Genomic DNA, 23,131 nt, shown 5'->3' with positions numbered 1-23,131 from the left:
ACGAAGGGTGCAGGGTGGCGACCGAGATCTACCGCGATGACTGGGGCATCCCCCACCTGCGTGCGGACGGCGCGGTGCAACTGGCCCGTGCCCAGGGCCGCGTCACCGCCCTGGACCGGGCCTGGCAGCTGGAGGTGGAGCGGCACCGCGCACAGGGCACCTCGGCGTCGTTCCTCGGCCCGTCGGCCCTGCCCTGGGACCGGTTCGCGCACCGTGCCCGCCTGGACGACACCGCCCGCCGCTGCTTCACGGCCCTGGAGCGGCGTGACGTGGAGACGGCGGACTGGGTCCGGGCGTACGCCGACGGCGTCAACGCGGGACTGGCGGCCGCCACGGCCCCGGAGTTCGCCCGTGCCGGCCTCACGCCCGGCCGCTGGGAGCCCTGGACGCCCCTGGGCGTCTGGCTCGCCACCCACATCCTCTTCTCGGGCTTTCCCGCCAAGCTGTGGCGCGAGGAGGTGGTGACCCGTCTCGGCGCGGACGCGGTGGGCCTGTTCGCCACCGACGGCCCCGGCACTCTGGGCAGCAACGGCTGGCTCGTCGCCGGCGAGCGGACCGTCACGGGGCAGCCGCTCGTCGCGGGCGACCCGCACCGCTTCATCGAGGACCCGGGCGTCTACCAGCAGATCCGCCTGGCGTGCCCCGAGTTCGACGTCGTCGGCCTCGCCGTGCCCGGCGTCCCCGGCATCGCCCACTTCGGCCACACCGGCACGGTCGCCTGGGCCATCACCAACGCCATGGCCGACTACCAGGACCTGTACCGGGAGCGGCTGCGGCGTACCGGTGCCGGCGTCGAGGCGCTCGGTCCGGACGGCGTATGGCGGCGGGCCGCCCGGCACACCGAGACGATCGAGGTGGCCGGAGAGGAACCGGTCGAGGTGGAGGTGCTCGAGACGGAGCGGGGGCCCGTCGTCATCGGCGGACCCGAGGGGCTGGACGACGGCGCGGACGAGTCCGGCGCGATCCCGGTCGCGATCAGTCTGCGCTACCCGCCCCGTGTCACCGGCGATCTGGGCTTCGAAGCCCTGCTGCCCCTGCTGCGGGCCCGCCGGGTGGCCGATGTGGACGGGGCCCTGGACCGGTGGGCCGAGCCGGTCAACGTCGTGCAGGCCGCCGACACCGAGGGCGGGCTGCTGCACCGCGTGGCCGGCCGGGTGCCGGTGCGGGCCGAGGCCAACCGGATCCGCGTGGTGCCCGCCTGGGAGCCCGGCCACGACTGGCGGGGATGGCACGAACCACCACGCGCCGGACTGACCGACGGCGTCGCCGTCATGGCCAATCAGCGCGGCCCGGCCGCCCCCCTGGGCGTCGAGTTCGCTCCGTCGCACCGCGTCGACCGCATCAGGGCCCTGCTCGACGAGCGCCGGCACTGGTCGGCCGCCGACGTGTCCGTGCTCCACACCGACACCCAACTCGCCTCCGCCACGCCCCTGCTGGAACACCTCGCCACCCTCGACGGCCTCAGCGACGGGGCCGCCGCTCTGCGGGACCGGCTCCTGCGGTGGGACCGCCGCATGGACGCCGGCAGCGCCGACGCGGCCCTCTTCGCGACCGTACGCACGGCGGTCGTACGACGGCTCGCGGCCCACCCCGCCTTCGCCGTGCTGGCTGCCCCGCCCGCGTACCCCGAGGTCTTCCTGCCCTGGCTGGCTCTGACTCCGCGCATCGGCTACGCCCTGGAACACCTCCTGAGCGCCGAGGAGTTGTTCGGGATCGACCGGCCGTCCACCGTCCGCGAGGCGGTGGAGGAGGCGGCCGCCCGGCCACCCGCGGGCACCTGGGGGGACACCCACCGCCTCAGCCCCTGGCGGGCGATGCCCCCGGAGACGCCGTACGACGAACCCGGACTGTCCGGCGACCACGACTGTGTGCTGTGCACCTCCGCCGTCCCCGGCCTCACCGACCTCGCCGCGCGCGGCCCGGCCGCCCGGTACGTGTGGGACCTGGGCCGCCGCGAGAACAGCCGATGGGTGGTCCCCTTCGGCGCGTCCGGGATCCCCGGCTCGCCCCACCACCGCGACCAACTGCCCCTGTGGCTCGCGGGAAAGCTCCTCCCGGTCGTCACCGACTGGGAGCGGATGAAGAAGGAGAACGAGGAGACCGATGTCTGACGCGCACACCGTGAACACCGCGCACACCGCGCATGCCCCGCACCGCCCGTACGCCTTCCGAGAGGCCGTGCACGAGGTGCGCGTCGACGGCTTCGGCACCGTTCGCGTCCTGCCGCTGGACGCATGGGCCGACGCCGGGGCGGTCCACCGCTGGGTGAGCGAGGAACGGGCCGCGTTCTGGGGCATGACCGGTCTCACCGAGGAGCAGGTGGCCGAGGTCTACGCCCACATGGCCACCCTCGACACCCACCACGCCTTCCTCGTCCTGAAGGACGGCGAACCCGTCGCCCTGCTCCAGACCTACGAGCCGTCCGCCGACCGCGTCGGCGAGTGCTACCCCGTCGAACCCGGCGACATCGGCATCCACCTGCTCCTGGCCCCTGCCGCGCCGGGCGCCGCGCGGTCCGGCTGGACCTCCCGGCTGATGGCCGCCCTGCTGTCGTACGTCCTGCCGGGCCTGGACCGCACCCGCGTGGTGGTCGACCCGGACGTGCGCAACGACAAGGCCGTTGCCCGCTTCCTCCGCGAGGGCTTCACGGCCGGTCCCGTCGTCACCCTGCCCGAAGTGGACCTGCCGGACGTGTACTTGCCGGAGAAGAAGGCCCAACTGGCCTTCTTCGTAACGAGGTGCAGGTGAGGGGCGTAACAGGCGGCGCGCAGCTCCCTGTCGCCGGCCGGCGGTCCGAGGGCGGCGTCCCACTTCTCGGCCGGCGCCTCGGCGGCGCCGGTCAGGGTGCCCGCCTCGGCCATCAAGACCTAGCCAGGGGACGCCCCGCTTTAGCGGGGTGGGGAATGGCTTCTCTGGGCTGCTCTGACATCAACTGGGCGCGCGGATATGCACTGTTCACCTGTGCTGCCTCTCTGCCGCATTATACCTGCGGCATGTGTATAGTGATCGCATGGCCGTGACCAGGAAGGTTCGCCGGTTCTCCGGCGGCGTGTGTGACCTCGGACTCCACATCGTGTGGTGCCCGAAGTATCGCCGTCCGGTCCTCGGCGGCCGGGTCGCGGAACGACTGGACGAACTGATCCGGCAGAAGGCGGACGAGCGCGGCTGGGAGATCATCGCTCTTGAGGTGATGCCCGATCACGTCCACCTCTTCGTGAAGCACGACCCGAAGTCGTCAGCCTCGTACGTGGCCAACCAGTTCAAAGGCTTCACCTCCCGCGTCCTGCGCGAGGAGTTCCCGCACCTGAAGTCGCGGATGCCCACGCTGTGGTCGTCGTCGTACTTCGCCGCATCGGTCGGTGCTGTGTCGGCGGCGACGATCGAGAAGTACATCAACACCCAGTGGGAACGCCCGTGGAAGGAGGGGGACGGTTCGTGATCCGCGGGTACAAGTTCCTCCTTCGCCCCACCAAGGGGCAGGCGGCGGCGCTCACCGACATGCTGCGGGACCACTGCTCCCTTTACAACGGCGCATTGCAGGAGCGCCGGGACGCCTACCGGCACGCCTCGAAGACGAGCATCAAGTACGGGGACCAGTCCGCGCAGCTCAAAGAGATCCGCGCGTTCGATCCTGAGCGTCAGGGCCGCTGGTCGTTCAGCTCGCAGCAGGCCACTCTGCGGCGCCTCGACAAGGCATTCCAGGCGTTCTTCCGCCGTATCAAGGCCGGGCAGACGCCGGGCTACCCGCGCTTCAAGGGCGCCGGGCACTTCGACACCGTCACCTTCCCGAAGGACGGCGACGGCTGCCGCTGGGACTCCACACCCCACGGCCGTCACACTCGCATACGCCTCCAGGGCATCGGGCACATCCGGGTGCACCAGCACCGGCCCGTACGGGGCCGCGTCAAGACGATCAGCGTGAAGCGCGAGGGGACCCGCTGGTACGTCGCCCTCTCCTGCGACGAGGCCCCCGCCGAGCCGCTGCCGCCCACCGGGGCGATCGTCGGCATCGACATGGGCGTCGCCCACTTCCTGACCACCTCGGACGGCGAACACGTCGCCAACCCGCGCTTCCTCCGGGCGATGGCCGACGAACTCGCCGAAGCACAACGGCACCTCGCGGCCTTCCCGAAGCGGACCCGGCAGCGCACCAAGCGCCACCGTGCCGCGGCCCGGAAGGTCGCCAAGGTGCACGCCAAGATCCGCCGGCAGCGCGTCGACTTCCACCACAAGACCGCTCGCGCGCTCATCTGCGACCACGACGTGATCGCGCACGAGCGGCTGAACACTGCGGGCATGACCAAGAGCCCGGCACCCAAGCCCGACCCCGACAACGATGGCACGTTCCTTGCGAACGGCGCCGCCGCGAAGGCCGGGCTCAACCGCAGCATCCTCGACGCGGGTTGGACGCAGTTCCTCGGAATCCTGGCGAACAAGGCTGAGAGTGCCGGTCGCCTCGTGGTCCCGGTGGACGCGCGCAACACCTCCCGCACGTGCCCGGAATGCAGGCACGTCGCGAAGGGGAACCGCGCCACCCAAGCGAAATTCCAGTGCACGGCGTGCGGGTACACCGCGAACGCGGACCACGTCGGCGCGATGAACGTCCTGAACAGGGCCGGGCTGGTCCTCTGCGACGTGGCTTAGCCACCGACCCAGGAAGCCCACGCGTTTACGCGTGGGGTGGAGTCACGAACCGGTAACAACGAACGCCGTGCACACCGGTGATCACCGTGTCTCCCCGGTACGACGTCGGATCCGCGCCGAGGCCCCAGGGCACCGCCGAACGCCGCCACCCGAAAACCCGGCGACGGCCGACGGCAAGAACATCCGGTGGCCGTGCCGTCCTGACGCCCGCGAGCTCGGTGGGGCTCAGCGGCGGGAGGTGTGGCGGGCTCGGGCCATCAGCAGGGCGACGTCGTCGTGGGCCTCGGGGTGGCGCAGGGCGTTCAGCAGCAGGTCGCAGGTGTCCTCCAGAGGGGGCTGCGGGCCGGCCAGCAGGTCGAGCAGCGTCTCCAGCCGGGTGTCGAGAGCCTGGTCGCGGACCTCGACCAGGCCGTCGGTGTAGAGCGCCAGCCGGTCGCTGGGGGACAGCGCGACGCAGGTGGATTTGAAGGGGACGCCCCCGACCCCGAGGGGCGCGCCGGTGGGCAGGTTCAGCAGGGTGGAGGTCCCGCGGTCCGGGCGGACCAGGACCGGTGGCAGGTGGCCGGCGGAGGAGAGGCGGCAGCTGGACCGGTGTGGGTCGTGCACGGCGTAGATGCAGGTGGCGAAGCGGTGGTTGAGGTCTGCGGTGATGTGGTCCAGATGCTGCAGGACGGCGGCGGGGTCGAGGTCGAGCGTGGCCAGGGTGCGGGTGGCGGTGCGCAGTTGGCCCATGGTGGCGGCGGCGTTGATGCCGCTCCCCATGACGTCGCCGATGACCAGGGCGGTCTTTCCGCCGGGCAGCGGGACGACGTCGTACCAGTCGCCGCCGACTTCGCAGGCGGCTCCGGCGGCCTGGTAGCGGCAGGCGATCTCCAGGCCGGGCCGGTGGGGTGGTCGAAGGGGCAGCAGGCTGCGTTGGAGGGTCTCGGCGGTCTGCCGCTGCTGCTGGTACCACAGGGCGTGGTCGATGCACACGGCGGCGCGGGCGGCCAGTTCCACGGCCAGCAGGACGTCGTCGCCGTCGAAGGGGACGGGGTTGCGGGCACGCGCCAGGTCCAGCACGCCGAGTACCCGGCCGCGTACGGTCATGGGCACCGCCAGGTAGGAGTGCACCCCGGCGCGGGCCAGAACCGTGGCCGCGTCCTGGTCGGCGGCGATGCGGGCCAGGTTCGTGCTGTCCACGTGGGGGACCAGGAGGGGGCGCCCGGAGACCGCGCACTGGGTGACCAGGCGGTCGGGGCCGTAACGGGCGATCTCGCCGGCGCGGTCGGCGGCGCCGGTGGCGGGTGTGGGATAGGCCGCGGCCACCGAGAGCGCACGGAAGAGGACGCCGGGGCCCGAGAGCGCCATGTCGGGGCGCTCGCCCTCCAGAACGGCGTCGAGCACATCGACCGCGGCCAGGTCCGCCAGGGACGGCACGCACATCTCGACCAGCTCTCCGGCCGTGGTGTCCAGATCGAGGGTGGTGCCGATGCGCGCGGAGGCATCGGCGATACGGGCCAGGCGCTGCCTCGCCGCGATGGCCTCGGTGGCCGCGAGATGCTGCTCGGTGATGTCCACCAGCGACACGGCCAGGCCCAGCACTCGCCCGGCGGCGTCCTCCATCCGGTAGTACGAGACCGACCACGAGTGGTCGCGGCCGGGGTCGGAAGGGGTGGGGGTGACGATGACCTGGGCCAGCACCGGTGTGCCGGTGGTCAGAACCTGCCGCATGGCGGACTCGATGGGGTCCACGTCCAGGAAGGTGAGGACCTGACGGACGGTCCGGCCGACATGGTCCCGGGCGGGCACTCCGTTGATGCGCTCCAGCGCCGGATTGACCACGATGTACCGCAGATCGGCGTCCAGGACCGCCAGCCCGATCGGGGACTGGGAGATCAGCTGCGCGGAGAGGGCGAGATCCCGCTGCACGCGTTGCAGAACCTCGTGCTCGGTGATCACGCCCAGCAGGCACTGCCCCCCGCGCTCCCCCTGGAGCCGCACGCTGTGGCACTCCATCAGCCGCGTGCTGCCGTCCTTGTGCCGGGCGGGGAAGACCCCCGCCGCCCCCTCCTGAGCCTTCACCCGGGCGAACACGCCCGTCACCTGCCCCAGGTGCTTCTCGTCGACCAGCAGCCGGCGCGCGGACCGGCCCAGGGCCTCATCCTCGGTGTAGCCGAACAGCTGCCGTGCCTGCGGGCTCCACCAGGCGATCTTCCCGTCCTCGTCCAGGACCACCGCGGCGAGATTCAGGACCTCCAGGAGCGCGCCCGGCAGTGAGGGAAAGCCCCCGACGGGTCCGAGGCCGGCCCGGACGGATTCGGCCACACCCATGCCACCACTCCTTCCGCCCACCGCGGCGGGGGCTCTCGTGCTGGTCCGGCTCGTCCCGACCCGTCACCACCCATCATCCCTCCGGACCAGTTGCCCCGCAGCTTCCCGCGACGCGGTTCCGCGACCGCCACACGCCCCCCGGACTCCTCGCCATCAGGCCGCTGACCAGGGCGGAACCGGTCGGCACCCCGTCGCGCACATACGGCCGGCCAACATGGCCGACGCGCACAACGCGCTGCTGCCGGACACAACGCGCTGCCGCCGGACACGCCACGACGGGCCCCGCTCAGTCGCCCGGCCGCTCGACGGAGCGGGAGCGCCGGTGGGCCGCGACCCGTTCGCGGGTGGCGCACCGCCGGGAGCAGTAGCGGCGTTCGGGGCCGCTGCCCTGGGTGACGAAGACGTTCCGGCAGCTGGGAGAGGCACAGATCCTGCCGGGTGGGCGCTGACGGTCCCAGAGCAGGACGGTCAGGGCCATGCAGGACGAGGCGAGGAGCCACTCGTCCCAGGGGGCGTCGTCGTCGTGGTCGAGGTGGGGGTGCCAGGGGGTGCCGCCGCCGTGCGAGGTCAGGCGGAGCGGTCCGGTGTGTTCCCGCAGGAGGCGGTTGAGGGCGGCGGCGGCGCCGTCGGCGTGCTCGGCGGCGAAGACCTCCCGCAGCAGGCCGGCAGCCACGCGCATGCCGCGGACATCCCCAACGGTGAGATCGACGGGCTCCGCCTCACCGTATGTGCGGAGCACGTCGGCGACGTCGGCCGGGTCGGGGGATTCTTCGGCGAGGGCGTTGAGCAGGGCGGCGGTTCGACGAGCCGTGGTCAGCACGGAGTGCCGAGTCGACCAGTCGCCGGGGGTGTCGAGGGCGGGGGACACCCGCGCAATGTAACGCATATTGCTGAGTTTTGAGTTACCTCCGTAACGTCATGTCGGTGAAGAAGCGTTACTCCATGGGTTCCTATCTCGCCGGAGCGGTCGCGGCCCGTGCCGGGGACGAGATGTCGGGACCGGCGCTGATGCTGGCGGGATTCGCCCTGGCCGGGTCGACCGCTGACGCGTCGTCGCTGCTCGCGGGTGTCACGGTCTCCGCCGCGGCAGGAGGGCCGGTGCTCGGGGTGCTCCTCGACAGGGCCGGACGGCCGGGCCGCCTGGTGGCCGCAGCCCTCGTCCTGTACGCGGCGGGCCTGGGTCTGATCGTCGTGGGGCTCGACCGGTTGCCGTTCGCCGCCACCGTCCTGATCGCCGTGGTGACGGGGCTGCTGGGGCCGGCCCTGTCGGGTGGTTGGACCGCCCAGCTTCCTCGGGTGGTGCCCGGCGACCGCCTGCCCCGGGCGATCGCGCTCGACGCCATGACGTTCAGCGCGGCGAGCCTGGCGGGTCCGGCACTCGCGGGCGTCGTGGCGGAGGCGCTGGGAGCCCCGTCGGCGGTGGTGGTCGCCGCGGCGCTCATCGTCTCGGCACTGCCCGTCGCGTGGCTGCTGCCCGCCCGCCCCGGTGGGACGCGGGGCGCTCGCCCCGGTGGGACGCGGGACGCCCGCCTCGGTGGGACGCGGGGCGCTCGCCCCGGTCGGACGCGGGACGCTCGGGCCGCCTCGGTGATCGGCGACCTCGCCGCCGGAACGCGGGTCATCGCCGGAAGACCGCCGTTGGCCCGAGCGACCCTCACCTCGATCGTCACCTGTGTCGCCCAGGGCATGCTGACGGCCTGCCTCCCGCTCCTGGGCGAACGTGCCCTGGGGGGAGCCGGCCGTGGCGCGGCGCTGCTCTCCTGCGCGGCGATCTCCGCCCTGGTGGCCAACGCGGTCCTCGCCCGGTTCCCGCGCTCGGTCGCCCCCGACACCGTCATCTGGGCCGGTGCCCTTGTCCAGGCCGCCGCGTTGGCCCTGTGCGCGTCGGGACGACCGACCGTGCTCGTCGTGGCCGTCCTCATCCTCGGAGCCGGTGAAGGACCCCAGCTGGCCGCCTTGTTCGCGGTCCGCCACCGGGAGGCCCCAGAGCATCTGCGCGGCCAGATCTTCACCACCGGCGCCAGCCTGAAGATCACCGGATTCGCCCTGGGAGCGGCGGTCGCCGGACCGGCCGCGAACTGGTCCCTCCCAGGTGCTTCGGCGCTCGCGGCGACCGTGGCGGCCCTCGCGGCGCTGGTCTTCTTCGCCGTCCCGTCGACGAAGGTCGCCCCGTCCGCGGGCCGGGCCGGGCCCCACTCCTGAGCGAACTCGGCCGACGCTCGTCAGTCGGACTCCGCTCCGCCCTCTCTCTGCTCCGGAGCCGTCTTCTTCCGGTCGCCCCGCTCCGGCCCCGTGTGCTCCTCCTGACCGGCCGCGGCCGCCGGGAACATGCGCCCGGACTTGTCCTCCTGGGCTAGGCGGCGCATGGCGAGCAGGGCGGGCTCCAGGAGGACGGACACCACCACGGCGCGCTCGGCCCGCTCCAGCGGGCCGGACATGCCGTTGAGCTGTTCCAGGTCCAACGTCGACATTTTGTCGACGAGTTCGGCGTAGGGCAGCAGCGTCCGCCAGTCGATGCCCGCGCCGAGGTCGGCGAGGGCGTCCAGGATGCCGCCCAACTCCCCGATCGCGGACGTTTCCTCGTTCACGTCCCACCCCATCTCCGCCACCAGCCGGAGCGCGTCGGCGGCCCCGGGAGGTGCGGCCTCCTGCGACTGCTTCTCCTTGGCCTTGAGGTCGGCGGGGCGGGCGTTGATCACGATGCCCAGGATCTGATGCAGGTCGCCCTCGTGCGTGACCGCGGACAGGATCTCCTTCGTCGCGCCGACCGACAGCTGCCGCACGCTGATGAGGGTGCGGATCAGCCGGAGCCGGCGCAGGTGGTCCTCGTCGTAGACGGCCTGGTTGGCTGCCGTCGCGTGCCCCGGGGGCAGCAGCCCGTCCCGCAGGTAGTACTTGATCGTGGGGATGGGCACCCCACTGCGTCGGCTGAGTTCCGAGATCTTCATCGAGCCACTCACTTACAAATAACGGATAACGGATCGCGCTACTATCTATTATGCTTGCCGAAGGTCTTCTTCTGGAAGGTGGGTGCCGTTGTGCCTGCTCTCGGGTGGTGCACTCCTCGTCCTGTTCCCCCGCACTCCCGCGTCATCGTCATGGCGTCCCGCTTCGAGCTGAAGTCGCTGTCGGACGTGCCGCGGTTGTCTCCCCGGTTGTTCGCGCTCTCCGCCTGGGAAGACCGTAACGCCCTGTACGGCTGGGCCGAGTACCGGCTGGCCGAGAAGGCGCGCCGGGACGCCGAGGGTCGCGCGGCCTGACCGTACCCGGGTCGCCGCGCGCCGAGGTGTGCCGTCGTTGCCCGCGCGCCGCCCCGCTTTCGTCATCTGTTCTCGTCATCTGTTCTCGTCGTCCCGCACCCTGGAGGATTTGTCATGAGCGCGTTCAATGTCCCGGTGGGGGACTCGACTGGGCGCCGCCGATATCCACTGGCGTTCGTCGTCCTCGCCTCCGGCCTGCCCATGTTCATGGTGGCGCTCGACAACCTGGTCGTCTCCACGGCGCTGCGCACCATGGCCGTCGACCTCGGCGCGACCACGACCCAACTGCAGTGGTTCGTCAACGCCTACGTCCTCAGCTTCGCCTGCCTGCTGCTGACCGGCGCCGCGCTGGGCGACCGGTTCGGCCGGCGTCGGGTGTTCGTGACCGGTATCGCGCTGTTCACTCTCGCCTCGATGGGCTGCGGCCTCGCCGACAGCAGCGGCCAACTCATCGTCATGCGCGCTCTTCAGGGCCTCGGCGCAGCCGCGGTGATGCCGCTGTCGCTGACGCTGCTGGCCGAGGAGGTGCCGGAGCGCAAGCGCAACCTGGCGCTCGGACTGTGGTCGGCGGTCAGCGGTCTGGCGGTGGCGCTCGGGCCCGTGGTCGGCGGCGCGGTCGTCGACGGCCTGGACTGGCAGTGGATCTTCTGGATCAACGTCCCGGTCTGCGTGGTCGCCGTCCCGCTGGCGCTCGTGGTCCTCGGCGAGAGCTCGCTGCCCCGAACCCGGCTGGACCTGCCCGGCATGCTGCTCGCCACCGCCGGACTGGTCGCGATCGTCTGGGGGATCGTCAACGGCGAGCCGGAGGGGTGGAGTTCGGCCAGGATTCTGTCGGCGTTCATCGGCGGCGCGGTGCTCCTGGCCCTGTTCGTGCTGTGGGAGCGGCGTGCCGAACACCCGCTGCTGCCGCTGTCCTTCTACCGCGACCGCGCCTTCGTGTTCTCCAACATCGTCTCCGCGGCCATGTACTTCGGCGTCTTCGGCTCGATCTTCCTGCTCGCCCAGTTCTTCCAGATCGCACCCGTGCGCACCCCGCTGGAGGCCGGTGTGCTGACCCTGGCCTGGACCCTGATGCCGATGTTCGTCGCACCGGTGGCGGGCGCCCTGACCGACAGGGCGGGCGGCGGCCGGCTGATGGCACTCGGTCTGCTTCTCCAGGGTGTCGGACTGGCCTGGATCGACCTGGTCGCCACCGCCGACACTCCCTACTCGCAGGTGGTCGGCGCCATGATCATCGCGGGTACGGGGATGGGCCTGGTCTTCGCGCCGACGGCGGCGGTCGTACTCGGCTCGGTGGACGCGCGCCACCGAGGCAAGGCCTCCGGAGCCAACAACACCGTCCGCGAGATCGGGGGCGCCCTCGGCATCGCCGTACTGAGCAGCGTCTTCGTCCACTACGGCAGCCCCCGCAGCGCCCAGGACTTCGTCGACGGCATGCGCCCGGCGATCTGGATCGGCGTCGCCGTGGTGCTCGTCGGCGCACTGTGCGCCCTGGCCATCCCCCGGAGGGTGACGGCGAACAGGACCCCCGCCGCCGAGGAACGGGAGAGCGAGCGGACTCCGAGCCCGGCCGGCACGTGAACTCGACCGCTGCTCCCCGGACTTGGCGTGCTCAACGGGCATCCGCAGGGGAGACCCGCTCAAGATCGACGAGCGCCGGTGGGAGCTGTGTGCGCACGGTGGAAGTACCGGCGGGTGACTGTCCCGGTGCGGAGTCGCCGAGCCGCGCGCACCGTTACGCACATGGGGAAAGCATCATGACCAAGAGCACCGTGCGGACTTCCGCCCCTCCGAGCGCCCTGGCGGATCCGCTGCTGAACCACGGGGTGGCGTTCACCCAGGCGGAGCGGGACGAGCTGGGCCTGACCGGGCGACTGCCGTCGGGGGTGCTGACACTCGAGCAGCAGGCGCGGCGCGCCTACGACCAGTTGCAGGCCCAGGGCGGCGACTTGGCCAAGAACGTGTTCCTGGAGCAGCTCCACGACCGCAACGAGACCCTGTACTACCGGGTGCTCACCGATCACCTGGTGGATCTGCTGCCCATCGTGTACGACCCCACGGTCGGCGAGGCGATCGAGAAGTACTCCCACGAGTACCGCCGCCCCCGGGGTGTCTTCCTGTCCGTCGACCGCCCGGAGGACATCGAGAAGGCCTTCGCCACGCTTCGGCTCGGGCCCGAGGACGTGGACCTGATCGTGTGCACGGACGCGGAGGAGATCCTGGGCATCGGCGACTGGGGCGTGGGCGGCATCCAGATCTCGGTCGGCAAGCTGGCCGTGTACACGGCGGCCGCCGGCATCGACCCGCGCCGCGTCATCCCCGTGTCGCTGGACGTGGGCACGGACCGGGCGTCCCTGCTGGACGACCCGCTGTACCTGGGCAACCGGCACCACAGGGTGCGCGGCGCCGGCTACGACGCGTTCATCGAGAGGTACCTGCGGACCGCGTCGTCGATGTTCCCCGGCGCGCTGCTGCACTTCGAGGACTTCGGCCCCAGCAACGCCCGGCGGATCCTGGAGGCCTACGGCGGCACCTACCGGATCTTCAACGACGACATGCAGGGCACCGGGGCGATCACTCTGGCCGCGGCGCTGTCGGCCGTCAAGGTCAGCGGTGTGCCGATGCGTGAGCAGAAGCTCGTGGTCTTCGGTGCCGGCACCGCCGGTGTCGGTATCGCCGACCAGTTGCGCGACGCCATGATCCGTGACGGCGCGAGCCGCGAGCAGGCCACCGCACAGGTGTGGCTGATCGACAAACAGGGCCTGCTCACCCGTGACATGGCCGATCTGCGCGACTACCAGCGGCCGTACGCGCGCGATCCGGCGGAGGTCGCGGGCTGGGCGGGTGACGGCGGCGCGATCTCCCTGCTGGAGACCGTGCGCCGGGCCGAACCGACCATCCTGCTGGGCACCTCCACCGTGCACGGGGCGTTCACCCGCGAGGTCGTCGAGGCCATGGCCGCCGGCACCGAGCGGCCGGTCATCTTCCCGATCTCGAACCCCACGTCGCGCATCGAGGCCGTGCCCGCCGACGTCATCGCCTGGTCCAAGGGCAAGGCCCTGGTGGCCGTCGGCATCCCCGCCGCGCCCGTGGACTACGGCGGAGTGACCTACCGCATCGCCCAGGCCAACAACGCGCTGCTGTATCCCGGCCTGGGTCTGGGCACGATCGTCTCCCGCGCGTCGCACGTGACCGCCGGCATGCTGCTCGCGGCCGCGCAGGCGGTGGCCGACCAGGTCGACGTCTCCGCGCCGGGAGCCTCGCTGCTCCCGCCGGTGGAGAACCTGCGCGAGTCGTCGGCGCTCACCGCGGCGGCCGTGGTCCGCGCGGCCGTCGGCGAGGGCGTCGCCGCCCACCAGCCCGCCGACCCCGACCGGGCGGTCCGCCACGCCATGTGGCAGCCCGTCTACGCGGGCGGAGCGGACTCATGACACCGCCCGGCGCCGGCGCGACCCCGGACGGCGACGCCCGGGACGACCACGCCCCGAAGATCCGCGACATACCCGTCGGACTGCACGCGACCGGCACTCGGCGGGAGACCGACTCGATGGGCGCCGTCGACGTCCCGGCCGACCGCTACTGGGGCGCGCAGACCCAGCGCTCGCTGATCCACTTCTCCATCGGGGACGACCGGATGCCCAAGGCCGTCTACCACGCCTACGGCTACGTCAAGAAGGCCGCCGCGATCGTCAACGGGCGGGCCGGACGGCTGCCGGCCTGGAAGGCCCGCCTGATCGAGAAGGTGGCGGACGAGGTCATCGCCGGCGAACTCGACGACCACTTCCCGCTGTACGTGTGGCAGACCGGGTCCGGGACGCAGTCCAACATGAACACCAACGAGGTGATCGGCAACCGCGCCATCCAACTCGTCGGCGGCGAACTGGGCAGCAAGACACCCGTCCACCCCAACGACCACGTCAACATGGGGCAGTCCTCCAACGACACCTTCCCCACCGCCATGCACATCGCCGCGGTCAAGGCCGTCCGCGAGCGCCTGCTGCCCAGCGTGCGGGAACTCCGGCAGGCGATCGAGGCCAAGGCCGAGCAGTGGCACGACGTGGTCAAGACCGGCCGCACCCATCTGGAGGACGCCGTGCCGCTCACCGCCGGACAGGAGTGGTCCGGCTACGCCCACCAGCTCGAGCAGGCGGCCGGCCGGCTCACCGGATCCGCGGAGGGGCTGTACGAGCTGGCCATGGGCGGCACCGCGGTCGGGACCGGGCTCAACGCCCCGCCCGGATTCGGCGAGCGGGTCGCCGCCGAGATCGCCTCCGCGACCGGCCTCCCGTTCACCACTGCCGAGAACAAGTTCGCGGCCCAAGGCGGTCTGGACGCCATGGTCGGCGCCTCGGCCGGGCTGAGGGCGCTGGCCGTGCCGTTGATGAAGATCGCCAACGATATCCGCTGGCTGGCCTCCGGACCCCGCTGCGGCCTGGCGGAACTGAGCCTCCCGGCGAACGAGCCGGGCTCCTCGATCATGCCGGGCAAGGTCAATCCGACCCAGTGCGAGGCGATGGTCATGGTCTGCATCCAGGTGCTGGCCGAGGACACCGCCGTCGCCTTCGCCGGCTCACAGGGCAACTTCGAGCTCAACGCCATGCGCCCGGTCGTCATCAACAACTTCCTGCACGCGGCCACCATCCTCGCCGACGCCTGCACCAAGCTGCGCCAGTACTGCGTCGAGGGCACGCGGCTCAACCGCGACCAGATCGACAGGTACGTCGACCGGTCACTGATGCTCGTCACCGCGCTCTCACCAGTCATCGGCTACGACAAGGCCTCGGCCATCGCCCACAGAGCCGACGACGAGGGCACCACCCTGCGCGAGGCCGCACTGGCCTCCGGCTACGTCACCGCCGAGGAATTCGACCGCGTCGTCGACCCGGCCGCCATGGTCGGCGCGGCCGGGCGGCACGGGTGAACACGCCGTCACGCTTCGGACCCGCCCGCCGGACGGGAGATCGCCGGGCCAGGTTTCGCTCGGCTGGGGCACATTGGAACCATGCACATACGGCAGCGCCTCGACCGGCCGCGGCAGCTGTGGCGCTCGCGCCACGCGCTGGTGGCGATTCCACTGGTGCTGATCGTCGCGATCACCCTGGGGGACATCCACTCGCCGGAATCCGTCCACCTCGGCCCGCTGCTCGTCGTGGCCCCCGCCATCACCACCTCGTTCGGCGGTTACCTGCTGACCGGACTCATCGGGGCGCTGGCGGTGGGAGCGGAGGTGATCATCGCGGTGGTCCAGGGCGGAGTGGGCAGCACCAACCACATCTCGCAGCTCGTCGCGCTCGCGATCCTCTCGGTCTTCGCCATGGTGGTGTGCTTCTTCCGGGACCGGCAGAAGGCGGAGCTGGCCCAGGTGCGGTCCGTGTCCGAGGCCGCCCAGAGAGCTTTGCTGCGCCCGCTGCCCGACCACCTCGGCGACCTGCACATCGCCTCCTCGTACCTGGCGGCCGAGAAGGAGGCGTGCATCGGCGGCGACCTGTACGCGGTGACGCGCACCGGAGACCGTACACGGGTGATCGTCGGCGACGTGCGGGGAAAGGGGCTGGCTGCGATCGGGGAGGCGGCCACGCTGCTCGGCTCGTTCCGGGAGGCCGCGCACCACCACGCCACGCTGCCCGCCCTCGCGGAGGCCCTGGACCGCAGCGTCTGCCGCTACCTCACCGAATTCCCGGAAGCGGACGGGGAGGCCCAGGAGCACTTCATCACGGCGCTGCTGCTGGAGATCCCCGAGCACAGCCCCGTGGCACGGGTCGTCCACTGCGGGCACCCGCCGCCTTTCCTGATCAGGCACGGTGACGTCATCTCCGTGACGAGTCCCCGCCCGGCGCCTCCGCTGGGCATGTCGGGACTCCGGCCGGACGCCTATGACACGCATGCCTTCTCGTTCCACCCCGGTGACACCCTGCTCCTCTACACCGACGGCGTCGTGGAGGCCCGCGACCGCGGCCGGGTCTTCTACCCGCTGCGGGAACGGGTCGCGCAGTGGACCAAGTGCGGACCCAGGACACTGGTGCAGCGCGTGGAACAGGATCTTCTCGCCCACACCGACGGGGCTCTCGGTGACGACGCCGCCATCCTCGCCATCCGGCGCGCGCCCGTGCCGCACACCGGCCTCCACCTCAGTCATCGGGTGCACGAAGCAGTCTGATGTGGCGCAGGAACGCGGCGACCGCGGGAGACAGGTCGCCGCGCGGATGGACGACTCCGACGGTCCAGGCCGGCGCGTGCGCGGTGAAGGGGCGGACCGGGAGTTCCGGGAACCGGGCCGCGAGCGACGGGGGCATGATGCACACGCCGAGGCCCTGACGGACGAGATCGGCGGCCGCGAGCAGGTCGTTCACCTCGAACGTGACGGCGCGTTCCAGGGACGCCGCCCGGAAGGCCCTGTCGACCTCGTGCCGCACCGCCCAGCCCGGAGAGAAGTCCACCAGCGGCAGCCCGGCGGCCTCGGCCAGGGTCACCGGACCCTCGGACGGCGGACCGTCCGGCGTCGGCGCCGTCACCAGGACCATCTCCTCCCGTGACAGCAGCCGGGTCGAAAGACCACGCGGCACCGGGGTGTCCAGAGCGGTCACGGCCAGGTCGACGGCACCGTCGCGCAGCGCCCGCGGGATGTCCGCGGCCGGGGCCTGGCGCAGCCGCACCACCACGCCCGGATGCTCCCGGTGGAAGTCCGCCAGTGCCGTCGCGAGGCCGCCGTGCAGCCCTTGCATCACACCGATCGTGATCTCCCCGTGCAACTCGCCCTGCGCGAGGTCGACGGCGGCCCTGGCCTCCTCGGCAGCGCGCAGGGCGGCGCGCGCGGCCGGCAGGAAGGCGCGCCCCGCGGGGGTCAGCGACACCCGGTGGGTGGTGCGGTGGAACAGCGCCGCGCCCAGTTCGCGTTCCAGGGCGCGGACCGCGCTGGAGACCGCTGACTGTGCGACGTGCAGCCGCCGGGCCGCGGCGCTGAACCCGCCTTCTTCGGCGACCGCGACGACGACCTTCATCTCCCGAAGATCCATGGCCGGCCTTCCCTGGGCCATCTCCCGCACAGATAACCGCCATCTTGGATTATCTCCGCACAACGGGAAAAAACGGATCCGCCGGGTCGTTGGCATCAGAAGGCGGTGAACGAGGCGAACGAAGGACCGAGGCCGTTCCACCGCCGCCGGAATCCACCGTCGAGACAGTCGAGGACGGGAGTGCTCTCATGCCGCCGACGTCGGCCACGGGTCCGCGTACGGACCGCGCGTCCGCCCCGAAGACCCGGGCGCCCGAGCGTCCGGACACCGTGTTCCGGTACGGCGCGGGGTTCTGGACGGTCGCCGCGGTGTTCGTGACCGCGATGGCGTTCTCCACCGTTCCCACACCGCTGTATCCCCTGTACGAGGCCCATGACGGGTTCTCCACGTTCACGGTCACGGTCGTGTTCGCCGCCTACGCAGTCGGAGTGCTGATCAGCCTGCTGCTCGCCGGGCACGTCTCGGACTGGCTGGGCCGCAAGAAGGTCATGACGTCGGCCCTGGCACTGGAACTGCTCGCCGCCGCCCTGTTCCTGTCCGCGCCGGCCCTGCCGGTACTGGTCGTCGCCCGGCTGGTCACCGGTCTCGGCGTCGGCATACTGACGGCGACCGCCACCGCCTATCTTCAGGAACTGCACAGCGCCCACCGGCCCGGCGCCTCGACACGGCGGTTCGAGATCGTGTCGACCGCGGCCAACATCGGCGGACTCGGCCTCGGACCCATCGCCGCCGGAGCGCTCGCCCAGTACCTGGGCGCGCCGCTCCGGCTGCCGTACGCGGTCTTCTTCCTGCTGCTGCTGACCGGCGCGGCCGCCATAGCGCTGATGCCCGAGACCGTCGACAAGCCCGCGGTCAGGCCGGCCTACCGCCCGCAGCGGGCCGGGATCGCCCTCGGCGACCCCGGATTCCTCGCCGCCGCGGCGGCCGGGTTCACCTCCATGGCCGTGTTCGGCCTGTTCACCTCCGTGGTCCCCGGATTCGTCGGCGGGACCCTGCACCACCCGTCCCGGGCGCTCGCCGGACTGGTCGTGTCCGCGGTGTTCGCAGCCGCGGCGGCGGCCCAGACGGGCACCGGCCGGCTCGGCGCCCGGGCGCGTTGGCACATCGGGCTGCTCGCCCAGGCCGTGGGCATGGCCGTCCTCACGGTCGGCATCCGCCTCGCCAGCCTGCCCGTGTTCCTGCTCGCCGGGATCATCGCCGGGGCCGGCGCGGGCGTCCTGTTCAAGTCCGCCGTCGGCCAGGTGGCCGGCACGGCGGCGCCGGCCCGGCGCGGCGAGGCCCTCGCCGGTCTGTTCCTCGCCTCCTACCTCGGTCTGGCACTGCTTCCCGTCGGCCTCGGCGCGGCCAGCCGCACCATGAGCCTGTCCGACGCGACGACGTGGTTCACCGTCGTCGTCCTCGCGCTGCTCGTCGCCGTCGCCGTACGCGGTCGCCGCCAGGAACCCACCGCGGCCGGCGACGGAACGGGCGATGAACCGTTCCTATGGACTGAGCGGGAGTGAGTCCTGGGTCCAGGGCTCGTGCTCAGCCGTGTGTCCCGAACGGTTGTGGGCACACTGGTCGCCCGCTTTCGCTCCGCATTCGGCGCCGGCGGATCGTGTCCGTGGTCCGGGAATGCGGGGGTGGGGTCCCTCACGCCCCGGGGTGCCTGGTCGGGCCTGGACGGTCCGATGCCCCACCGCATCGCTCCGGTGCGGTGGGGGCGGTGCCGTCCGTCGCCTGATCGGGCATCCCAGGGCGCGTCGTCCGATCGCCACGGCGGCAGCATCGTGCCGCGTGGCCTTCCTGTTCTTGCTGGTGAGGGGTTTCTGCCAGTGCTGGGCGCCCCAGCGGCTGGTGTAGGCCGGGTCCACCGCTACGACGGCGACGCCCAGCTCGGCCGCCATGGACACCAGCCTGGCGCGCAGCCGGGCGGTGGGCAGGCCGGAGATCAGCTTCCGGAACCGCTTCCTGTGGCCGTGCTTCTCCCGGGTCTTCTCCGCGGCGAAGTCCAGGTCCTCGACCGCGAGCGCCAGACCGTGCCGCGCGGCCCAGTGCAGCAGGCGGATGAGGGCGTGGCGGACCTGCGCGTCCCGATGGCCCGCGGTACCGGTGAGGGTGTAGTCGAAGCGGCGGGGCACGCCGGTGGGGTTGCCGTGCTGATCCAGGCGCCAGGCGGCCAGGTGGTCTGCGTTCATGTCCACCCCGACCAGTCCGCCCGCACGTACAGACTCCAACGTCAGGGTCCGCACAGGCGGGTTCTGCCAGGAGGCGGTCACGTACCAGCGGTTGCGGCCGGTGTCGTAGTGGATGCGGTAGGCCACCGCACGGGCCGCTGCGACGCGGTCGGCCCACTGCTCGCCCCGGTGCCGAAACGACACTCGCGCGGCGAGCACGTACCGGCCATGCGGCGCGTTGGCCAGGTAGGCCAGCGCCGCCGGAAGCCGGATACTCACCTCACCGCCGGGGCTGACGCGGATCGTCTCGTTCCCGTACCGCTTCCCGGACTCACCGTCGGCCTGCAGGAACCACCGCTCGGCCTGCCACCGCAACCGCCAGCCGGCCTCGGTCAGCCCGGCGGCCTTCAGGTGGTGCCGAGTGCGCGCCAGCTTCTTGCCGCCGCGCACCACCCGCACCTGCCCGGCCTCCCAGTCGGCCCGCTCACCCTCCAGCCGGTCCTGAAGCACGTGCAGGCGTCGGGACTTGGCGAACCACTCCTTTCGGGAACGGTAACCGCCCGGCGCCCTCTTGGAGCCCTTCGCGCCGATGGGCTGGGAGAGCCGGTACGTGATCGTGTCGACGCCTGCCCGCAGACTCTGGATGTGGGCGAGCTGTCCGCGTCGGGCCAGCGCCCACTGATCGTGCGTGGCCTTGGTGATACTGCCCGCCCACCGCGACGACGACTGGCCGGTCAACGCCCGCTTCCGCCGCGCCCACTGCTCACTGTCATGGCCCAGCTCCGCCGCACAGCGCACCTTCAGATCGCGGGAGGCCAGCGAGCCGAGCAGACTGCCGACCTGGCGCAGCACCGCCTCGTCCTGCCCACTCAGGCCCTTGAGACTGGAGCGGATCGCCACTCCGGACGGGCCAGGCACCACGAACGGCGCTGATACCTCCCGCAACCCGCCCATGACCTCACCCCCGCCCGATGCTGAAGAACCCGTCACCGCATCCAACGACCACCCCCGGCCGAAGGTCACGCATTCGAAACCAGAACCCCTGCTCGCCCTACCACGCACTGCCGTCCCACACCGCGCACCGCAACTGCGACGCTCACTTACGCACACCAGAACGTTCCCAACCACTGTCGAACGACAGCAGTTCACAACCCTGCCGGGCAGCGCCCATGGGCACCCCTCGGCTCTGGATCGTCGGCCACGACCGGGCACACGGCAACCACCGCCCGGACGGCGCCGAGCAACGGGCCCGCGACACGACTCGGACACGGAACCGGACGACATGCTCACCGCGCGGTGGTGACGTGTGCCGAGCCCGTGCGAAAGCCTGTGAGGGACCCCTGTGTGAGACCTCTTCGGATCCTTCGGAAGCGTTCCTCAGCCGTGGACGGGCGCCTGCTCGCCGGTGGCACGGGCGCGGGAGGCTTCGATCTCCGCGTAGGCCTGCTCGCGGCCCTCCCAGTGCGAGCCCTCGACGGACTTGCCGGGTTCCAGGTCCTTGTACACCTCGAAGAAGTGGGTGATCTCCAGCCGGTCGAAGAGGGGGATGTCGTCGATGTCCTGCACGTCCGCGTACCGCGGATCGTGCGCGGGGACGCAGAGGATCTTCTCGTCCGGGCCGCGTTCGTCCTTCATGGCGAACATGCCCACCGCCCGGCACTCGATGGTGCAGCCGGGGAACGTCGGCTCGCCGGTCAGCACCAGCGCGTCCAGCGGGTCGCCGTCGCGGCCCAGCGTGCCGTCGATGTAGCCGTAGTCCGCCGGATACTGGGTGGAGGTGAACAGCAGCCGGTCGAGCCGGATGCGGTGCAGTTCGTGGTCCATCTCGTACTTGTTCCGGGACCCCTGGGGGATCTCAACGATCACGTCGAACTCCATGGTGTCCTCCTGGTGGCGGAAGCCGTCTCGCCGTGCGGCACCAGGACGTGCGGCCGTACGTGCCGGGCGGGCATGGGCGGACCGGGCCGTGGCCGGGGAGAGAGGGTCGGTCGGCGTGGGCATCGTTCCTCCTGGTCACATCCGTTGGACCAGGGACCGTCAGCGGCGTCATACCGCGGTTTCGGTGAGCCCCATCACCGACGCTCGGCGCGTTCTGCGGGTGCCCGGCGGATCGCCGTGGCCGGCATCCAGCGTACGCCGCACAGGCCTCGTCGACACCGCGACCAGGTCGGCGACGCCGCGCGTCACGCCGGGCACGCGTTCCCGAGCGCCCTCCATGGCGTAGCCCCGACCCCGGGCGGCGGCGATCCTCTTCATCGGCGGCCCGTCCCTCCACCGGACATCGGCCGCGCCGCCCCGCACAATGCTCCCGATCATGCCGGTCCGGGTTCTGGCCACCCCTGGATGCGCATCGCGGTCCGCGTGGCGCGCGGAAGGCCGCTGCGGGCGGCCGGGGGCGGCGTACCCCTCGCCGGTCTTGGGCCGGGGATCGTCCTGGACGAACTCAACCGGCAACTGGCCGGTTACCGCCTCCAGTTCGGTCTCGAACCGTCGACGCACACCTACTGCGCGCCGGGCGGCATGATCGGCAACAACTTCTGCGGGGCGTCCGCCGAGGTGCAGGAGTTCCTGCCCGGCGACCGTGACCGCGGGACCGGCCCCCGCACACGGCGGGTGGTGACGGCACGACCCCCGACCCGTCGGCCGGCGCGGTCCGGCGTGAGTGCCGTGACGCGTCGGCCGACGTGGCCGCCGAGGGGGGGCGGAAGAGCGGCGTCTAACGCCGACCGGCCATGGCGGCCGGGAGCGCCGCTCGCGCCGTCTCGGCGCAGGTCACCGGGCGGCTCCGAACTCCTGGGTCCAGTAGTTGCCGGGCTGGGCGAGACCGACGCCGATCTCCTTGAAGGAGCAGTTGAGGATGTTCGCCTTGTGGCCGGCGCTGGACATCCAGCCCGCCATGACCTGCTCGGGAGTGGCGTAGCCGTAGGCGACGTTCTCGCCGTAGGTCTGCCAGCTGTAGCCGGCGCGCGTGATGCGGTCGCCCGGGGCGGAGCCGTCGGACCCGGTGTGCGACATGTTCTGGTGGGCCGCCATGTCCTCGCTGTGTGCCTGGGCGGCCTTGGTCAGCTTCTCATTCACGGTCAGCGCCGAGCAACCGACCTTGGAACGCTCGGCGTTGACGAGTTCCACGACGCGAGCCGTGGCCCCGGACGACGTGCTGGTGTCATTGGACGCACTCGGCTCGGCGGGCGCACTGGCCTCCGGCGCGCTCGGCTCGGCGGGCGCGGCGGAGGCCGGCGCGTTCGGTTGGCTGGGGGCGGCCGGCTCGGCCGGGGACTCCGGCGAAACGGGGCTGACCGGGGAGACGGGGTTGGCCTGCCGGTTCCAGCCCGGGTGGCCCTGCCGGTTCCAGCCGTGGTTGCCCTGCTGGTTCCCGGCGCCGTAGGAGGGGCGCTCTCCGGGGGCGGACGGCTGGTTGCAGGCCAGTGCGGTGGAAGGTATGGCGACGGCGCCCGTGGCGACGGCGGCGACGACTATGCGCCGGTAGTGCTGCTTCTTGCGGTGCGTGCCCATTGCGTGACCTCGCTCGGGGTGGGGGGTCGTCATTCTCTGGACGGCTCCGCAAAGGGCGCAAAGGGCCCTTGTTACTACTTGACCTCGTACTTTCGCGAGACCCTTGCGAAAGCGAATGCAGGCGTGCTGCTCCCGGCCGCCGTGGCCGCCGGATTCCTGGCACGCCGTCAGAAGGCCCCGGGCGGCGCGGGACGAGCGAGGGCGGCGGGGGAGGGGGGTGCCGCCGGGCCCG

General features: G+C 71.9%; 18 protein-coding genes, 1 pseudogene and 1 riboswitch. Of the genes and pseudogenes, 12 read left to right on the top strand and 7 right to left on the bottom strand.

What is annotated here, in order from left to right; translation table 11 throughout:
- Positions 1 to 14: 14 nt before the first annotated feature.
- The 4 genes from ACIQMV_RS30640 to ACIQMV_RS30625 all read left to right on the top strand — a co-directional run bounded on the left by ACIQMV_RS30640 (position 15) and on the right by ACIQMV_RS30625 (position 4,644).
- Positions 15 to 2,111: a penicillin acylase family protein gene (locus tag ACIQMV_RS30640; RefSeq protein WP_402596483.1), complete on the top strand. Its 2,097-nt coding sequence runs from the start codon at positions 15 to 17 to the stop codon at positions 2,109 to 2,111.
- Positions 2,104 to 2,748 (top strand): GNAT family N-acetyltransferase, encoded by a 645-nt coding sequence (locus ACIQMV_RS30635; protein WP_402596482.1) that lies wholly within the window; start codon positions 2,104 to 2,106, stop codon positions 2,746 to 2,748. Before ACIQMV_RS30640 ends, ACIQMV_RS30635 begins: the two co-directional genes overlap by 8 nt.
- A 262-nt stretch (positions 2,749 to 3,010) precedes the next feature.
- A complete protein-coding gene (gene tnpA / locus ACIQMV_RS30630; protein ID WP_401782717.1) occupies positions 3,011 to 3,439 on the top strand; it encodes an IS200/IS605 family transposase in 429 nt (142 codons plus the stop codon).
- On the top strand, positions 3,436 to 4,644 hold the full coding sequence (locus ACIQMV_RS30625; RefSeq protein ID WP_402596481.1) for an RNA-guided endonuclease InsQ/TnpB family protein: 1,209 nt from the start codon (positions 3,436 to 3,438) through the stop codon (positions 4,642 to 4,644). Before tnpA ends, ACIQMV_RS30625 begins: the two co-directional genes overlap by 4 nt.
- Before the next feature lie 225 nt (positions 4,645 to 4,869).
- On the opposite strand, the gene ACIQMV_RS30620 is transcribed toward ACIQMV_RS30625, so the two are convergent.
- Together ACIQMV_RS30620 and ACIQMV_RS30615 are read right to left on the bottom strand one after the other, a co-directional pair.
- Positions 4,870 to 6,957: a SpoIIE family protein phosphatase gene (locus ACIQMV_RS30620; protein WP_402596480.1), complete on the bottom strand. Its 2,088-nt coding sequence runs from the start codon at positions 6,955 to 6,957 to the stop codon at positions 4,870 to 4,872.
- A 286-nt stretch (positions 6,958 to 7,243) separates the two neighbouring features.
- On the bottom strand, positions 7,244 to 7,843 hold the full coding sequence (locus ACIQMV_RS30615) for a CGNR zinc finger domain-containing protein (RefSeq protein WP_401774662.1): 600 nt from the start codon (positions 7,841 to 7,843) through the stop codon (positions 7,244 to 7,246).
- A 38-nt stretch (positions 7,844 to 7,881) separates the two neighbouring features.
- Here ACIQMV_RS30615 and ACIQMV_RS30610 point away from each other — a divergent pair, with 38 nt between their 5' ends.
- The gene (locus tag ACIQMV_RS30610) at positions 7,882 to 9,159 is read left to right on the top strand and encodes an MFS transporter (RefSeq protein WP_402596479.1); all 1,278 of its coding nucleotides are present in this window, start codon (positions 7,882 to 7,884) and stop codon (positions 9,157 to 9,159) included.
- A 20-nt stretch (positions 9,160 to 9,179) separates the two neighbouring features.
- On the opposite strand, the gene ACIQMV_RS30605 is transcribed toward ACIQMV_RS30610, so the two are convergent.
- Positions 9,180 to 9,905 carry a MerR family transcriptional regulator gene (locus ACIQMV_RS30605; protein WP_401774657.1) on the bottom strand — a complete coding sequence of 242 codons (726 nt, stop codon included), beginning with the start codon at positions 9,903 to 9,905 and terminating at the stop codon, positions 9,180 to 9,182.
- A 90-nt stretch (positions 9,906 to 9,995) separates the two neighbouring features.
- On the opposite strand from ACIQMV_RS30605, the gene ACIQMV_RS30600 reads away from it, so the two are divergent.
- The 5 genes from ACIQMV_RS30600 to ACIQMV_RS30580 all read left to right on the top strand — a co-directional run bounded on the left by ACIQMV_RS30600 (position 9,996) and on the right by ACIQMV_RS30580 (position 16,374).
- Positions 9,996 to 10,217, top strand: a complete 222-nt coding sequence (locus tag ACIQMV_RS30600) for a hypothetical protein (RefSeq protein WP_402596478.1) — start codon at positions 9,996 to 9,998, stop codon at positions 10,215 to 10,217.
- Positions 10,218 to 10,331: 114 nt separating this feature from the next.
- The gene (locus tag ACIQMV_RS30595; protein WP_402596477.1) at positions 10,332 to 11,798 is read left to right on the top strand and encodes an MFS transporter; all 1,467 of its coding nucleotides are present in this window, start codon (positions 10,332 to 10,334) and stop codon (positions 11,796 to 11,798) included.
- 176 nt (positions 11,799 to 11,974) lie between these two features.
- The gene (locus ACIQMV_RS30590) at positions 11,975 to 13,648 is read left to right on the top strand and encodes an NAD-dependent malic enzyme (protein ID WP_402596476.1); all 1,674 of its coding nucleotides are present in this window, start codon (positions 11,975 to 11,977) and stop codon (positions 13,646 to 13,648) included.
- Positions 13,645 to 15,138, top strand: coding sequence for a class II fumarate hydratase (gene fumC, locus ACIQMV_RS30585; protein ID WP_402596475.1), 1,494 nt, complete (start codon positions 13,645 to 13,647; stop codon positions 15,136 to 15,138). Before ACIQMV_RS30590 ends, fumC begins: the two co-directional genes overlap by 4 nt.
- An 81-nt stretch (positions 15,139 to 15,219) precedes the next feature.
- Positions 15,220 to 16,374 carry a PP2C family protein-serine/threonine phosphatase gene (locus tag ACIQMV_RS30580; protein ID WP_172633099.1) on the top strand — a complete coding sequence of 385 codons (1,155 nt, stop codon included), beginning with the start codon at positions 15,220 to 15,222 and terminating at the stop codon, positions 16,372 to 16,374.
- On the opposite strand, the gene ACIQMV_RS30575 is transcribed toward ACIQMV_RS30580, so the two are convergent.
- Positions 16,346 to 17,230 (bottom strand): LysR family transcriptional regulator, encoded by an 885-nt coding sequence (locus ACIQMV_RS30575; RefSeq protein WP_402596474.1) that lies wholly within the window; start codon positions 17,228 to 17,230, stop codon positions 16,346 to 16,348. The two genes, ACIQMV_RS30580 and ACIQMV_RS30575, sit on opposite strands and share 29 nt — an antisense overlap.
- Positions 17,231 to 17,418: 188 nt before the next feature.
- Between ACIQMV_RS30575 and ACIQMV_RS30570 the strand changes: the two genes are divergently transcribed.
- Entirely contained in the window at positions 17,419 to 18,732 is a 1,314-nt protein-coding gene (locus tag ACIQMV_RS30570) for an MFS transporter (RefSeq protein ID WP_402596473.1), read from the top strand.
- Here ACIQMV_RS30570 and ACIQMV_RS30565 read toward each other — a convergent pair.
- Positions 18,712 to 20,340, bottom strand: coding sequence for an IS200/IS605 family accessory protein TnpB-related protein (locus ACIQMV_RS30565; protein ID WP_402596472.1), 1,629 nt, complete (start codon positions 20,338 to 20,340; stop codon positions 18,712 to 18,714). The two genes, ACIQMV_RS30570 and ACIQMV_RS30565, sit on opposite strands and share 21 nt — an antisense overlap.
- 423 nt (positions 20,341 to 20,763) lie before the next feature.
- Positions 20,764 to 21,264, bottom strand: coding sequence for an inorganic diphosphatase (locus ACIQMV_RS30560; protein WP_401774638.1), 501 nt, complete (start codon positions 21,262 to 21,264; stop codon positions 20,764 to 20,766).
- A 143-nt stretch (positions 21,265 to 21,407) separates the two neighbouring features.
- Positions 21,408 to 21,472, bottom strand: a riboswitch (Fluoride riboswitch).
- 332 nt (positions 21,473 to 21,804) lie between these two features.
- Here ACIQMV_RS30560 and ACIQMV_RS30555 point away from each other — a divergent pair.
- Positions 21,805 to 21,942, top strand: a pseudogene (locus ACIQMV_RS30555) (FAD-binding protein); the annotation flags it as partial.
- A 216-nt stretch (positions 21,943 to 22,158) separates the two neighbouring features.
- Here the strand turns inward: ACIQMV_RS30555 and ACIQMV_RS30550 are convergent.
- The gene (locus ACIQMV_RS30550; protein WP_402596471.1) at positions 22,159 to 22,899 is read right to left on the bottom strand and encodes a CAP domain-containing protein; all 741 of its coding nucleotides are present in this window, start codon (positions 22,897 to 22,899) and stop codon (positions 22,159 to 22,161) included.
- Positions 22,900 to 23,131: the final 232 nt, after the last annotated feature.

The sequence above is a fragment of the Streptomyces sp. NPDC091412 genome (assembly GCF_044756885.1).
Taxonomy (GTDB): Bacteria; Actinomycetota; Actinomycetes; order Streptomycetales; family Streptomycetaceae; genus Streptomyces.
The sequence above is the reverse complement of the archived record's forward strand: the minus strand, read 5'-3'. Positions and strand labels throughout refer to the sequence as shown.

Coding starts and splice junctions, on each gene's coding strand:
- ACIQMV_RS30575 (WP_402596474.1), bottom strand. CDS start 17,230: ATGGATCTTCGGGAGATGAAGGTCGTCGTCGCGGTCGCCGAAGAAGGC.
- ACIQMV_RS30550 (WP_402596471.1), bottom strand. CDS start 22,899: ATGGGCACGCACCGCAAGAAGCAGCACTACCGGCGCATAGTCGTCGCC.
- ACIQMV_RS30620 (WP_402596480.1), bottom strand. CDS start 6,957: ATGGGTGTGGCCGAATCCGTCCGGGCCGGCCTCGGACCCGTCGGGGGC.
- ACIQMV_RS30595 (WP_402596477.1), top strand. CDS start 10,332: ATGAGCGCGTTCAATGTCCCGGTGGGGGACTCGACTGGGCGCCGCCGA.
- fumC (WP_402596475.1), top strand. CDS start 13,645: ATGACACCGCCCGGCGCCGGCGCGACCCCGGACGGCGACGCCCGGGAC.
- ACIQMV_RS30615 (WP_401774662.1), bottom strand. CDS start 7,843: ATGCGTTACATTGCGCGGGTGTCCCCCGCCCTCGACACCCCCGGCGAC.
- ACIQMV_RS30570 (WP_402596473.1), top strand. CDS start 17,419: ATGCCGCCGACGTCGGCCACGGGTCCGCGTACGGACCGCGCGTCCGCC.
- ACIQMV_RS30590 (WP_402596476.1), top strand. CDS start 11,975: ATGACCAAGAGCACCGTGCGGACTTCCGCCCCTCCGAGCGCCCTGGCG.
- tnpA (WP_401782717.1), top strand. CDS start 3,011: ATGGCCGTGACCAGGAAGGTTCGCCGGTTCTCCGGCGGCGTGTGTGAC.
- ACIQMV_RS30580 (WP_172633099.1), top strand. CDS start 15,220: ATGCACATACGGCAGCGCCTCGACCGGCCGCGGCAGCTGTGGCGCTCG.
- ACIQMV_RS30605 (WP_401774657.1), bottom strand. CDS start 9,905: ATGAAGATCTCGGAACTCAGCCGACGCAGTGGGGTGCCCATCCCCACG.
- ACIQMV_RS30635 (WP_402596482.1), top strand. CDS start 2,104: ATGTCTGACGCGCACACCGTGAACACCGCGCACACCGCGCATGCCCCG.
- ACIQMV_RS30565 (WP_402596472.1), bottom strand. CDS start 20,340: ATGGGCGGGTTGCGGGAGGTATCAGCGCCGTTCGTGGTGCCTGGCCCG.
- ACIQMV_RS30560 (WP_401774638.1), bottom strand. CDS start 21,264: ATGGAGTTCGACGTGATCGTTGAGATCCCCCAGGGGTCCCGGAACAAG.